This window comes from Candidatus Bathycorpusculum sp. (assembly GCF_009778815.1).
GTDB classification, from domain to species: Archaea; Thermoproteota; Bathyarchaeia; order Bathyarchaeales; family Bathycorpusculaceae; genus Bathycorpusculum; species Bathycorpusculum hydrogenotrophicum.
In genome coordinates, this window is the sequence record NZ_WRFL01000028.1 from 1 (window position 1) to 14,893 (window position 14,893).

Genomic DNA, 14,893 nt, shown 5'->3' on the forward strand with positions numbered 1-14,893 from the left:
CCATCAGACAACGTAAAGAACCCAGGAGGCACAACAGAAGTAACGAAATCAAAGACAGCCGAAGAACCAGCAGGACAAGTCGACTTAACAACACTAATAGAACCAAACAAAGGCGCCTCCTCCTCAACATTAACAAAAACAACAGTTACATGATTATTAGCTTGCAGGTTGATAGTTGCTGTACCGGTTACCAAATCCACAGTAGATCCCCCATTTGGATCATTCACAATAATACTTGAAAGACTCCAACCCGCGACAGGTAATTCGGTGATATAGTAGGTTCCAGGTAACAAGTTTCCACTATTCCAGGGTATGGAGGTATCAGTTAGTGTGAAAGTTCCAATTGGAGCGGTTGTGATGAAGGTAAATGGCGTTGAAGATCCAGAGGGAACCGTTACTTTAGCGACATTGATTGATGATACAACAGCAGCCCTTTCAGTTATATTATTAGGGTTAATGTTGACAGTTTTGTCGCCAGTTCCAGGTGACGTTACTCTTGCTTGGAAAACGCCATTCCCGTGAGAGGCACCTTGACCTTGAGGGACTATACCGCCAGAAGCGATAGGGTCACCAGTGGCCGCTAAATGGCCGCCGTATACAACGTAAACTGGTTGTGTGTCATCAGTTATTGTAAAGGTTACATTCCATCTTTGATATCCATCGTTGTAGCCAAGAAAGTTAACGGTGTCAATTTTGGCTCCTTCCGCGTTGAATCCATCCATGTTACCTGTTAAGGCATGGTCAAATGGTGGTGGAGTCATATTGATTCCATCTTGATAAAAAGTTGTATCCCAAGGTTCTATACAGGTAAAGCCATAAGCATCAGAAGTGTTAAGGGCAAGTTCTACTATAAACCATAGCGTCTGCCCTTCTGTAACGCCGTCAATTGTTACTCTAAAAGGAACTGTTTCACCTTCAGTGTAACCCTTGGGATTACCAGGCACCCAATTGCGGACCGACCCATCAGGATCCCAGACCTCATGAAACTTTATACAATTTCCAGCAGGTTCACCTAAAACGATTGCGGTAACTATTGGACTTAGAAGTATTGTTAAACACAATAGAGACACTATTAAGAATTTTCTCAAAAAAAATTCACCTATTTAATTGGGATATCAAGACTGGTAAAAACCCAGTCCAACCCAATGTTACTTTGAGTCACAAGGCTCTAATTAAGGTTTTTTCGTCTTAGGGCTTGTCTTGTTCTATCTTTTAAATGGGCCACACTTTTTAAAGTTAGAAGAATGGCTCTTTGTTGGAGGGCTTGGGAAAAACTCAAAATATAGATTGTTAATAAGCGGCTGGAAAGAGTGGCTGTTACTGACATATGTGCTCAGATACGGGTTGATGGAAAGTTGTTCTATCGTTGATGGAACCGCTATCAAACCAAGGGTGGAGTGGGTTGCAGGAAAAACCCAAAGGCCAGACAGGTGGACTTGGACCGCATGAAGGAATAAAATAGTTAACACCTGCAGAAATATACCTCAAAAACAAAGGGTAGTCAATTTAATAGATAGAACACCTTGAGCGTTAGCAGAAACTTGTGTATAGGCAAGTGTATGGCTACGCCACCGTATACATACACACAAGAGTTTTTCAGATAGCGACAGACTGGCGGGAGTGTTACAAGTGAAACATTCTAAGAGCTAATTGACAAATACTTTGCATTAGTTAACCAAAAGTAAGTATCCTCAAGGCAGGATAGGTGTTGGATAATCTATCGCGGGTTGTTTACCAAGTCAGGAAACGGAACCCACGATAGATTCCAGAGATCTTGGCGGTAATCTATGATAGATCGTTGAGTTTGGTGTGACTCAGGCTTCTATCTACTCACCCCATTTAGGGAGGTACCCAACCGCACATATAAACTTTAGTTCAATTTAAGTTAATGTAAAGTTGATCTTTATAAGTTAAGAAATAAAGATAACAAAAAAAGCCCACAGCAACACCACCAGCACTCTGCACACCACAGCAGAATTTGTCAAACAGCCATCAACACAAGCAACCAAATCAAAAATGAGGATCAAAAGAGCAACAATATCAAAACTTTATGAATCTACGTGGGTTGCCCGGGGGGTAACCGGGTCCACGATAGATTCAGGTTTCGCACGACCACATGAGAGAGTCCACCCAATTTTGGGATACCGATGTGCCTTGGGCTTATCCCTCATTTCAGTCAATAGCCAACAACGCATATAAACTTTAGTTCAAGTTAAGTTAATGTTTAGTTGATAACCTTTAAGGTATACAAAACAACAAAACACAAAAACAACAAACACCAGCATCAAAACACCAAAAAACCACCCAACCAAAAACAAACAGAAAACACCCAATCAACATTTAAAAAAGACGATAGAGAACACTTGACAAAATAAACGCATCAATTTACAATCAAATCACCAATATTTCACATGCCTTACTGCATTGAGTATATCTTCAATAAGAGTTAGAACACCATTAAAACCCATTAAAGGACGAGTTGTCAGGGTAACTCTTTCATGGTAGGGAAAAGTTATAGGGATAAATTGGGGCGGACTTGGAAGTAGTAAAGAAATATTTTTTTCAATACCACTACCTAAGAGTAAGCTGGGTGTTGTTTTTCTAAGATAATCCATTAACTCATACTGATCAGGGTTAACAAGTACAGGCGCATTTAGCAGATTACGAGATAAATATGCTTTAATAGATTCAGAGTTTTTGGGGCCTGATTCTTTAATTCCCACAACAACCGGTAACATGCCCAAGTATTCATAGAGAAAAGTTGTCAGTGCATAAACTTGGGAGGAATCACCAAAAACAGCAAAGGGCATACCTCTAAGACTACTGGTAAAAGAAGATACTCGGGCAAGAGCTGGATAACATTTCTTTCGAACACGACTAGATTCAAGAGTTATAGTTTCACTGGAGATATCAAAAAAGTCGGCAACTGCTTTAAACCATGCTTCAGAGGCAGATAGACCGTAGGGTGCCTGCAGATTTAAATCGATATGGGGAATGCCACACTTATTTTCTAGATAAGAAGCAATTTTGTCACCGTATTCTTCGTTGAGAACTAGATTAAGTTCAGCCTGACTAGCTCTTTGCAGATTAGATATAGATTCGCCTGCACAAATAACAGAGACTGTGTGGATACCCAGAAGTTTTAGCATCCGCTTAATTTCGGTGAGGTCATTTTCCCAGTTATAATGAAAAATGGTACTGCCAATAATGTTAACGGTACGAGAAATTTTTTGATTACGTTTAATTAATATATGATCCAGAATTTTAATGACCGCATCCTGAAATCCAGAGGCATATGTTCCAGTAAAGCCGGTACTGTCGATGGCTACAGATAGGGTTTTAATGTTTGCGTTTTGGATGATTTGAGTTAGGTCATCACCGATAATGGAGGTACCTGAATGATTGATGACCCCTATGAGTCCGTGTTTGTTTTGTTCGAGCTGTTTTAGGGCTTGGGTAACTTTGGGTTCACTCCCATATACGAAATCGGTTTCATCTATGTAGGTGCAAGGGATTCTTGTTTGGCCAAAATAAAAATCAGCAAAATAGTTGACATCAACAGATTGGGGATGTGAGGTCATCAGGCTTGACATGTATGCAGGATATGTCTTACATCCTATGGGACCGTTTAGAAGTGTACAGGCGTCTTGAATGCCTTCAAAGGCAGCTATGGCGCCTATGAGTGAGTCGGGTCTATGGGAAGCTTTTGAGGAATTATTCATCATCATATCGCCAGCCTTCGATAAAGGGGATTTTTAATTTTAAGCAAAGGGCTTTAGCATAGTCTAAGCCAATGTTAAAACCATAGGGGGGAAGTACAGGAAAAGAGACACATGGAACAGTGGTTATTAGAGGGCGGGCGGATAAAACGAAATCTGGGTGATTCAAACTTATGGCTTCTTCTATGTAGTCTGTTGTATAGTTTGCTTCAGGTTTAGGCAGGGCTCTTTCTTCGGGGGCAAATATGTTAAAGGCGTTGATGTGTTTTACTTCCACCTCTAAAGCGGTTAGGGTGGAGTGGAGCCATTCGATGTTAGCTCCGTTTGAGTTGATTAGGGCTTTTTTTCCTGTAAAATGGGGTTTTAATTGTTCGATCTCTTTTTTGTAGTTTGTTTGGGTTTCTGTTATGAGTTTTTCTGCTAAGGCTTCTTTGCCAAATTGTTGTGCGATTATACGAGTAAATTCGGCGGTTTGTTCAAATCCGATGGGCACAGGGGTTTGGAGTGTTTGGGTTCCAAAGTTCTTATCTAGAAATGCGCAGAGGGCATCGGTGGTGGGTCCGTTTGCTACAGGCAAATTAATTTTTGCTTTTTTAAAGTTTTTTATTTGGTCTATGGTGGTTTGTCTGATGTAGCGGCAGTTTATTTTTATGCCCAAAGCAGTTAGGATGTGTTGTATTGTTTGGAAGTTTGGGTTAGCGGTGGTAGCGAGGTTTTGTTCGCTGATAAGGTTTATGGTGTCATTGGTTGGGTTGATAGTTTTATCTATGAATTGTTCGGCGATTAACTGGCAGGCAGTAAGCATACCTGAGTAAAAGTCGCCGCCCATTACGCCGTCGGAGGGAATGTGGAGTATTTTTTGGTTATCGGTGTTTAATTTTGATATAAGTGAGTTAATGTCATCTCCAATTAGTCCTGCAGTGCAGGAGGTTATTAGAAAAATCGGTTGGGTGGGAAATTTTGTTTTGATGTAGATTAAGGTGTCTTCTATGTTTTTTGTGCCGCCAAATATCACGTCAGTTTCTTGCATATTTGTACAGAGAAGATTGGGAAGATCCAGAGGGTATAAGTCGGGAGGGGCTTTTTGGTGTATACAGTAGCTGATGTAGGCGCAGCCTTGGGGGGAATCCATAAGAGCGGTTGCGTCTTGAATTTGATTTATGATGTTGTAAGCGCCAGTGAGTGAGCATCCATATATGGGTATGCGTTCTTTTGGAGTCGGGGTTTGAATGTTTGGTTTGTTTGGAATGATGTTTTTAGAGTTAGTTGGGATTTGGTTTGTTGTTTGTTTTGGGGGGTTATTGTTTTGGGGGGTTTTGGGAAGTTGGGGAGGGGTTGTTTGGGGTTTTGTGTTGTAGCAGAATTCATAGATGAAGGCTTCGAGTTCTGTGTCTGAGAGAGGGGTTGGTATTACAGGGTTTGAGTGTTGTTCGATGTGGTTGGCGATTTCTGAGTAGATATGGGCTAGTTCAGTGTTGGGTGCAAATTCCATGATGGTTTTAGAGTTCAGTTCTGCTTGGGGAATAAGTTCACTTCGTGGGATAGCGGCGATTAGTTGGGTGCCAATTTTTTTAGCGAATTCTTCTAGCACTTGGAGTTCATTGTTTGTTCCTCGTTGGTTGCCTATTATGCCGCCGAGTTTTCCATGGGTGGATGTGAATCTTTGTAAGCCTTTTGCTATGTTGTTGGCGGCATAGATGGAGGCTATTTCACCTGATGATACGATGTATATTTCGTCGGCGTAGCCATCACGCATTGGAACAGCAAAACCACCACAGACAACATCACCTAAGACGTCGAAAAAGACGTAATCAAATTGGTTGGTGTCTAGGCCTTGGTCTTTTAGGAGTTGGAGTGTTTGAATTATTCCTCTGCCAGCACAGCCTACGCCGGGTTCAGGGCCTCCTGCTTCGATGCATTTTACTTGGTTATAGCCAGTTAGCATCACTGTATCAAGGGAGACTGTGCCGGTGCGGTTTAGTTGTTCAAGTACGGTTGTTTGGGTGAATCCTCCTAGGAGCAGACGTGTTGAGTCGTGTTTAGGGTCGCAGCCTATTTGGAGGATTTTTTTACCCTTCAAAGACAGTGCGGCGATAACATTTGATATGGTTGTGGATTTGCCTATGCCGCCTTTGCCATAAAATGCAATACTTTTCAAGGACTAACCTCCTCGGGTAGCTCAGCTATCACTGTTGTTACTGGTTGAGGGGCAATTGTTTTGTGGCCTGCATGTTTTTTGGCTAAACAATTAAGGGCGGCTAAGAGGGCGGGTTCATCTTTAACGGATGTGATGCCTTTGTTTTTGAGGAGTTGTAGTTTTTCTTGTGCTTGGCCTTTTGTGTAATCTTGCAACCCGATTAGATATGCATATTCATCTATCATAAAAGTAGGGATACCCTGATCTACCGCATAGAGGGCGGCGTCTAGATTTTTAATGTTGCCGTAGCCGTATGGGAAAGATGTTACGATTACGAAATCTGCTTTTTTTATTAATTGTAAGTTATTATTGTGAGCGACTTCACTGATTGGAGACATGGGAGCTTCGGTTGTTATGGGTATTTTTAGAAAGCTTGCGGTTTCTTGGTCGGTATCTAGCAAGTTTAATACTCCCGCAGTTACGTTGTAGCCATCATCAATTAATTGTTTCATAAGTGAACTGCCGCTTCCTGCCCCGCAGATTATATGAACAGTTAAACTGCGTTTGGGTGCTGCGTGGCTAATTGAGAGAGGAATAATGTAGGGGGTTTTTGTCATGGAATTTTGCTTTACAATGGTGTCTATGTTAAAAATTGTTTTAATATTTTCGCTTGTTAGGATATCGGTATTTCCGGTAGCGACTATTTTTCCGTTTTTTAACAGTATTAAAGAGTCACAGTAACGGGCGGCAAGGTTGAAATCATGAAATACGCCTACAACTACAAGTTTTTTATCATCACATAACCGCTTGAGCAAATCCATTATTTCAAGTTGATTAGCTACATCAAGAAAGGTAGTGGGTTCATCAAGGAGTAGAACTTGGGGTTCTTGGGCTAAGGCTCGGCTTATAATGATACGCTGGCGTTCGCCGCCGCTTAATTCAGTTATTAAACGATCTTGGAGATGCAAGGTTCCGGTATAAGCCATTGCGTTTTTGGCGATAGCTACGTCTTTTTCACTCTCTATAGCAAAGCGGGAAAGATGCGGTGAGCGGCCCATCAATACCACATCAAGTGCAGTAAAGCTAAATGCAACAGTAGATCCTTGGGAGACAACGGCCATTTGCTTAGCTACATCAATAGCTTTCATTGTATAGATATCTTGGTCGCCTAGGATGATTGTACCTACTTTGGGTTTTAGGGTATGACTTATGCTTTTGAGCAGAGTTGTTTTCCCTGACCCGTTAGGTCCAAGAATGCCTACGAACTGTCCAGTTTGTGTGTGAAGGCTGATGTTTTCAATTATTTTTGTGGACTCATAATAACAATCAATATTGTCAACTTTTAATTCTACCATGTTTATCACCTATGAAGCATCAACTTTTTTCTTTCTTCGCATAAGATAGAGGAAAAACGGTCCGCCGCAAACTGCAGTTATTACACCAACAGGCAACTCTGAGGGGGCGATTACAATTCGTGCTAGAGTGTCACACAGCACAAGAAAAGTAGCACCCATTAAAGCGGATGCGATTATTAGAATTCGGTGGTCAGGAGAAAAGAGCAAGCGGGCCAAGTGGGGAATGATTAAACCTACAAAAGCAATTAATCCACCAATTGAAACAGCCGCCGCAGTTACAAACGCACTAGCTACTAGGAGAATTTTCTTCAGTCTTTCAAGATCTACGCCTAAATGGGTAGATTCAGATTCACCAAGTGCGAGCAGATTTAGGTCACGAGAAAACATATAGATGACCACAGAACCCACGACTATAAAGAGCAAAGCATTCCAAAAATCAGACCACTCTGTATATGAGAAGCTACCCATAAGCCAGAAAGAAGTCTGACGGAATTGATCAGGAAACAGAGAATGATAAGCGTTAACAATTGCACCAAACAAAATACTAACAGCAATACCTGAGAGAAGAAGAGTTTGGACTGGAACTTTATTACCTACTCTTGAGAGGGCATATACTCCAAACACTGTTAACAAACAGCCTACGAATGCAAAAAGCGGCATCGTGTTTATGCCCAATACAGTTATACTGGCGCCGAGAATAACAGAGGTAGTGGCACCCAAAGCGGCTCCAGATGAGGCTCCGATTGTATAGGGGTCAGCCATTGGATTTCTAAACAGACCCTGATAAGCCGCACCTGCAATAGCTAAGCCAGCGCCCACAAGCGCGGCGCATAAAGCCCTTGGAAAGCGCACTTGAAGAATCAGGGCGGTTTCAAGGGGTGAAACTGGAAAATCAACCAATCGGTTAAGTCCAGGGATATTGGCGAGAAACACACCAAGTATGTTGGAAACGGGAATGTTGACATAACCTACACCTATGGAGAATATGATAGAACATATCAATAGCCCAAAAAGCCCCAGAGCAATAAAACGCCAGTTTTTGGCTTTTTGAGGCGAATTTAATTTTTTTACAATTATTGATTTAAGGTTATTCAACATCCTTGTGGACTCCTCTAAAAAAAGAAAGGGAAAGATTTAGGCAGTGTCAAAGATTTCCTGATGGAATATTTTGGAAAGCTCATCTAAAGCATTGATAGACCGTGGTCCGGGTCGCGAAAAGGTGCTGTCGTGACCTATGTTATAGATTTGGGTATTTGCAACTGCAGTAATACTTGACCACCCAGGACGATTCTTAAAACTGTTAAGTGCGGTATAGCTTGAGAGGATTATATCAGGATTTTTAGCTATAACAGCTTCAGAGCCAATCACTGGATAAGCGGTTGCAGCGTCATCAAAGATACTCACACCGCCAGCTAAGGCAACAAGATCGCTTATATAACTGGTTGGACCCACAGACATTAAGGGGTCATCAGATATTTCGACGTAAACTTTGGGCTTATCAGTTATGCCTGCAACTTTATTTGTTATATTATCGATGCTGGTAGTGAGATCAGCTACTATTGCTGCGGCTTCATCAGCATGGCCGGTTGCTTTACCGACGATAACAAGGTTACCCAATACATCCTTGATAGTTTGAGGGTTTAACACTATTACAGTATAGCCCATATTGCGCAGTTTGCTTGCCGCTTCATCACTTGCACCGCCTCCACTTGCAATAATCAAGTCAGGTTCTAGTGCAATTATGGGCTCTATTGCAGGTTGCCAATAACTGCCAATAGAACTCATTTTACCCTCTGCAATCCATTCGACAAAATCGTATGGGTAATCACAAAAATCTGTAACACCGACAACTTGATCACCCGCACCAACAGCAAACAAAACCTCAGTAATACTGGGTGCTAAAGAGACAATACGCTGAGGAACTGAGCTAATAGTTACTTCAGTGCCATCATCATCAATTACAGTTACGGATTTACCATCACTACCGTTGTTTTGCGGGTCTGCATATAGAAATACCACAGCCGCTGAAACTACAATCACTGCAAGAAGTATTGCCATAATTAACCATAACTTTGTTTTTTGCATAAGCCTCTCCAACTGTTAAGTTTAAACGCTAAAACAACTAAAAACCTAATAAACCTTAAGTTAATCTCCATTAATCTCTAGTTGATCAACTAAAGTTTCGCCACAACCAACAGCAATGACTACAAACAAAAAACAACAACCACTAAACACAAATTCATGAGAAAAGGGATAGGTAGAAGCGCATTGAGTTTCAACGTCAATTTTGCTTCCTTCGGGTCAAAAGTATATAGATAAAGAAAGGAACACTCAATAACGAGGTTATAATACCGACAGGAAGTTCTGTGGGGGCAAGCACAAGCCGAGCTACTGTATCAGAACACAAAAGTAAACCAGCACCAACTAAAGCACTACCCGGAATAAGAAACCTATGATCATTACCAATAAATGATCGAGCAATATGCGGCGAGATTAAACAGATAAACCCAATTACACCGGTAAAGGCTATTATAGCCGCGGTTGCCAAGGCTTCCAGCACCATAGTTATTGTCAAAATACGTTTAGAATTAACACCCAAACTCTTTGCCACATCTTCACCCATACTCAAGACATTGATATTCCAAGACTGCGAAAACATAAAAACAAACGTTAACACAACCACCGGCAGAACAAACATGATACTATTCCAGGTTGCAGTGTTAAGTCCCCCCATGAGCCAGAAAACAACGGATCGCACCGCCTGATGTTCGGGCGCAATATATTGAATCAAAGACAACAACGCCGAAAACAAATATCCCACAGCAACACCACCCAAAATTACGGTTTCAGTGTTCATACTGCGCAAACGAGCAATACCATATACCAACAAAATAGCAAGCATACTAAACACAAAAGCATTAATGATAACAAGAGAACCAGTGACAGAAGTTATAACACCTATACCAAAAACGATAGCCAAAGCAACACCAAACCCGGCAGCCGCAGAAATACCCAAAATATAGGAGGAAACCAAAGGATTTCGCAAAACACCCTGCATTGTTGCACCTGAAGCGGCAAGACCAGCACCAGCAATTAAAGCAAGAACAATACGCGGAAGGCGCAAATCCAGAATTATTTTTTGAGTCAACATGGGTTCAGGGGCAATATTTAGGAAAGGAAAAAGTTAGACAAAACGACATTCGCAGCTTCACTAAAGCCAGGTGAACCAGCACCAAAACTAATCGAAACCACAACAGCCACAATTATGAAAATAAAAATGGAGAGTAAACCAAGAGTTTTGCGTTTCTTGTCCTTTTTATAGAGCTGTTTTAGGTCGGCAACGCTACTCATGGATATACAAACACGCCTTCCAAGGTTATGCCAAAGAATTTCTGATAGAGTTCAGCTTGCACAGCGGCTGGGTCGATGTCTGAGAGCAAATCAGGTAGAGCCATTTTTCACAATACAGCAAACCGATGGGGTAGCGTATGCCTTGGGTGATTATGTTGTAGTATGTGTAGACTTTTTGGTTTTTGACAGCGTTTGTTTCACTCAAAAGTGATCTACCAAGAACGTCATCGCGTTGTGCTTTAAGCGGGCCAACGCCATAGTTTGTGCCGCTCACAACTTTTAGGATAATATCGGGGTTGGATTCTGCCACATATTCAGGGTTATATCACCCATGGTTATTGTGCCTAGGCCGCCTTCAGCGATGTTTATTCCCCCTGAAGCAGTCATCAAACCAACAATTGAGGTGTGAGTGGCTGTATACCACGGATTTGTCCATTCAACATAAACGCGGGGCCGTTGGTTTGGTGATACGTTTGCAATGCGATCAGCAGCAAGGGTTTGATAACGGGTTAAGAAATCGTGTAATTCACTTGCTGTTTGTTCTTTGTTTAAGATACGGCCCATGTATTGTATGCAGTCTAGGATGCGTGAAAAGTTGCCAGTGCTCTCAATATAGATAGGGATACCGGCATCTTCTATCATAGCCAGCACCTGTGTTTTTGTACGTATCATCGAGTCTGCAAGGATCAGATCAGGTTTAGATTCCAGCAATAACTCCAGGTTTGGGTCATTTGATGATGAGGCAACTACGGGAATTGAGGTAACGGAGGGGGGAGTTATAGATAATTCGTCGCGTCCAACGATGAGGTTTTGGCAACCTAGGGCGCAGATGATTTCAGTGAGACCATAGTTGATGCTAACGATGCGGTTAATGGGTTGTTTAATTGTTACACTTCTGCCTAAGCCGTCGATCACAGTGATGCTTTTGGGTTCAGGAGTTGGTGTGGGCGTATTTGTGGAGAGAGTTGTTTTATCAGATGAGGAAGCCGTAACGGTAGGCGGTGTGGTTGTGGCGGTTGGCAAGGAAGGAGTGGGAGACATGGGTGAGGGCGAGGGGGAAGATGATGTGTCGGGATTGGAGAGCAGGCTGTAGACGACGTATGTTGAGGCGATGATAAGTATGACAGCGATAAGCAGGTATAGGAACTTAAATCCTTTAGCAGTTGTTTGTGTGTTTGTTTGGAGTTTGGGGGTTGCTCGTATAGGGTTTATTCGAGAGTTAACGCGAATCTTGTGTAAGGTGATGTAATTTAATTGTTTCATTGTATGACCACCATTATACGGGGATTATCCAGCCACCGAGCTAATAAACCTCAGTTTAATTAAAGTTTAATCCAAGTTGATTAAAAACAGTTATAAAAAATAATAAAAAAGAAGGAATAGGTTATGCAAACAATTTATGGATAGACATAGACACCTGAAATGGTGGTTCCAAAGTATTTTTCCACCATCTCTGCATGCACAGCTTCAGGGTCCATATCCACAAATAAATCAGGACCAAACCATTTTGCAAAATACAGCAAACCCACTAGATCACGATCGACCAGTAAAGTACTTTTAATGACGTAAACCTGATTGTTTTTGACGGCTTTCAAATTGCTCAAACCAGGGCGACTCAGCACTTGATTATGTAGCTTCTGGAAAGCATCCAAAGTTTCACCAGATGTGTAGTCTAACATACGAATTACAATGTCAGGGCTTTGCTCAATTATCAATTCAGCGTTTAGTTGGGGATTTGTAACTGTGGCGTTTTCACCGAGATTTATTCCGCCTGCCGCTTCGATTAGTTTTGCATATGAACCATCTGGACCTGTACTGAACCATTCAGTGTACCATTCGAAGTAGACTAGCGGTTTTTCGTTTCGCGGCAGGTTTGCTACACGTTCAGTGACTAAATTCCAATAGTATGCTTCGTAACTAAGAATATCAGCGGCTCTTTGTTCTGCGTTTAGGATTAATCCCAGATTTGTGATGTATTGGTTTCGTCTATTGCCTGTTGATGAGTCCTCGATTACCGCAATACCAGCATTTTCAAACATTTTTCGATTTTCATCAGATAATCTTTCGCTGGCAAGTATCAAGTCAGGGCTCAGCTCGATTATTTTCTCGATATTAGGTGCACTGTCTGTATCGCCTACAATTGGCAGATCCAAGATGTGTGAAGGAAGAACCTCTTTAATATCAGTAGTCAACATGCCAGTTATAGCAACTATTTTGTCTCCAGCACCTAGTGCATAAACTGTTTCAACTGCAGAAAGGCAAACTATACGATTCACCGGATAGGGCACAGTTACTTCTGCTCCGGTGGCATCAATAACTGTGACAGCATCTAGTGAAGGCGAGGTGTTTGGAGATGTCAGAGTATATACACCAGCACACAAAACGCAGATGATTACTACAAGAACAACACCAAGTATTACAAATTTTTTATTCATTGAAATCCGCGTCCTTAGCATAGTTTTTTTGGGTTAACATCTCGCGATTTATCAGAGGTTTGCTCTTGGTCAGCGGACAAAGCGACAATAAAGAAAAGACAAAGTTGTTTTGCATTTTAGTTACTCCTATTAACTGGATAGCAACTAAATCACTAATAAGGTTTAATTTAACTCAAGTTAATATTAGGTTGAATAAGTCAAGCCAAATACAACCCTAAAAAACAACAAAAAAAGAAAGTAAACAAAATAGGAGGAGGTTAGCCTTACTTGACTAACCTGCTCACACACTTGATCTCTTTAAAGAAACCATACAGCCAATAAAGAAGACCACTCCAAAGATCAAAAGACCCGCAAAGGACAACCAAGGAAAAGACAAACCCAATACAGTTGCACGTAAAAGATTAGCGGAGTGAGTTAGCGGCAGGAAATACAATACCGCCTTAGCTACAGCAGGTAATTGGTCCAGTGAAAAAAAGGTACCGCACAGAAAAGTCATAGGTAAAATCACCAGAGTAGTAAAGTTGCCCATTCCATGGTGTGTATGGACAACTAATGCTATGAGTACACCAAATAAAGAAAACACAAAGCAGGATAGCAGTAGCATCAAAAAGAATATTGGACTAATCAGTAACGTTGGTGCAAGAATCAAACCTACCAAATATATGGCAATAGCACTAATGAAGCCTCTCACTACACCGATCAGAGATTTACCTATAATAATCGAATGTGAACGTACAGGAGACATCAAGAGTTCATCAAAGCTTTTATAGAAAAATTTGTCCACATGCAGTTTTGATGCCGCACCATTAAAGCTAGTTGAAAACGCGGTTAATCCAACAATACCTGGAATAACAAAGGAAAGATAATCAAGATCACCCACGTTTACCCCTCGTCCCAAACCATAGCCAAAAGCGACCAAATAAAGCAAGGGAAGCACAAGACTTGTAGCTATAGTAGCTTTCCAATGACGACGCATATTGCGTAAGTCGACCCAGAAAACTGAATAGATATCACCAAGAGCAGACATTATGGGTCACCTACTTTTTCGCCTGTTTGCTCAATAAAGACATCTTCCAAATTTGATTCACGGATAATCACGGTTTTCACTTCTGAGGGTAAATTTTTAACATAATTGGTTGCTACCTCGCGGTTAGCAAAAAACTGGTAATGTGTATCTTTATTATCTACAAGAGTTTCAACAACTATGGATCCGACTTTTTCACGAAGATTAGCAGGCTCATCCACTACAATTAATTGGCCATGATGCATAATTCCAACGCGATCACACAAAACTTCTGCTTCCTCGATGTAGTGTGTGGTGAGGAAAATTGTGGTGCCATCTTTGTTTAAGCGGCGTACCAAGTCCCACAAGCGTCGTCTAGCCTGAGCATCTAACCCAACAGTAGGTTCATCTAAAAATAACAATTTAGGCTCATGAAGAAGACTGCAAACAATAGATGCTTTCTTTTTCATTCCACCTGAGAGCGTGTCAATCATTTTATCAGCATATTCGGTAAGCTCGACATACTCTAACAGTTCAGTAATACGTTGCTTACGTTTAGAGGAACTTAAATGCTGTATACGTGCATGAAATTCCATGTTTTCTCGAACAGTCAAATCACGGTCTAAACTCAAATGTTGTTGAACAACGCCAATCACTTTTTTTACTTTGTCAATTTCATCGTGTATATCATAGCCGCCAACAGAGACGTATCCCGAAGTTGGACGGGTTAGAGTTGTTAGGACGCGAATAGTTGTGGTCTTCCCCGCACCATTGGGCCCTAAAAATCCAAAGATCTCTCCAGCACGGACATTCAAATTCAAATTATTTATCGCCGTAACAGAACCATAATTCTTGCAGAGATTTTCGGTGTAGATATAGTCTTGCAAACACTA

At 41.4% G+C, this 14,893-nt stretch carries 12 protein-coding genes; all 12 read right to left on the reverse strand.

From position 1 onward, the window contains the following. On the reverse strand, positions 1-1,088 hold a 1,088-nt coding region (locus FWF39_RS06670; RefSeq protein WP_343382664.1), incomplete at its 3' end, for a hypothetical protein. 1,308 nt (positions 1,089-2,396) lie between these two features. Beyond that, entirely contained in the window at positions 2,397-3,722 is a 1,326-nt protein-coding gene (locus FWF39_RS06675) for a nitrogenase component 1 (protein ID WP_343382665.1), read from the reverse strand. Next, positions 3,715-5,877, reverse strand: coding sequence for a nitrogenase component 1 (locus FWF39_RS06680; protein WP_343382666.1), 2,163 nt, complete (start codon positions 5,875-5,877; stop codon positions 3,715-3,717). The genes FWF39_RS06675 and FWF39_RS06680 overlap by 8 nt, the downstream gene beginning before the upstream one ends. After that, positions 5,874-7,211, reverse strand: a complete 1,338-nt coding sequence (locus FWF39_RS06685; protein WP_343382667.1) for an ABC transporter ATP-binding protein — start codon at positions 7,209-7,211, stop codon at positions 5,874-5,876. Before FWF39_RS06685 ends, FWF39_RS06680 begins: the two co-directional genes overlap by 4 nt. Before the next feature lie 9 nt (positions 7,212-7,220). Continuing rightward, positions 7,221-8,309 carry an iron chelate uptake ABC transporter family permease subunit gene (locus FWF39_RS06690; RefSeq protein ID WP_343382668.1) on the reverse strand — a complete coding sequence of 363 codons (1,089 nt, stop codon included), beginning with the start codon at positions 8,307-8,309 and terminating at the stop codon, positions 7,221-7,223. 36 nt (positions 8,310-8,345) lie between these two features. After that, positions 8,346-9,296: a cobalamin-binding protein gene (locus FWF39_RS06695; RefSeq protein WP_343382669.1), complete on the reverse strand. Its 951-nt coding sequence runs from the start codon at positions 9,294-9,296 to the stop codon at positions 8,346-8,348. Between the two features lie 196 nt (positions 9,297-9,492). Next, a complete protein-coding gene (locus tag FWF39_RS06700; protein WP_343382670.1) occupies positions 9,493-10,362 on the reverse strand; it encodes an iron ABC transporter permease in 870 nt (289 codons plus the stop codon). Positions 10,363-10,587: 225 nt separating this feature from the next. Beyond that, on the reverse strand, positions 10,588-10,872 hold the full coding sequence (locus tag FWF39_RS06705; protein ID WP_343382671.1) for a hypothetical protein: 285 nt from the start codon (positions 10,870-10,872) through the stop codon (positions 10,588-10,590). Beyond that, entirely contained in the window at positions 10,842-11,825 is a 984-nt protein-coding gene (locus FWF39_RS06710; protein WP_343382672.1) for an ABC transporter substrate-binding protein, read from the reverse strand. The genes FWF39_RS06705 and FWF39_RS06710 overlap by 31 nt, the downstream gene beginning before the upstream one ends. A 134-nt stretch (positions 11,826-11,959) precedes the next feature. Continuing rightward, positions 11,960-12,997 (reverse strand): ABC transporter substrate-binding protein, encoded by a 1,038-nt coding sequence (locus FWF39_RS06715; protein ID WP_343382673.1) that lies wholly within the window; start codon positions 12,995-12,997, stop codon positions 11,960-11,962. A 280-nt stretch (positions 12,998-13,277) separates the two neighbouring features. Further along, positions 13,278-14,024 (reverse strand): ABC transporter permease, encoded by a 747-nt coding sequence (locus tag FWF39_RS06720; protein WP_343382674.1) that lies wholly within the window; start codon positions 14,022-14,024, stop codon positions 13,278-13,280. After that, positions 14,024-14,887: an ABC transporter ATP-binding protein gene (locus FWF39_RS06725; protein ID WP_343382675.1), complete on the reverse strand. Its 864-nt coding sequence runs from the start codon at positions 14,885-14,887 to the stop codon at positions 14,024-14,026. Before FWF39_RS06725 ends, FWF39_RS06720 begins: the two co-directional genes overlap by 1 nt. Positions 14,888-14,893 lie beyond the last annotated feature (6 nt).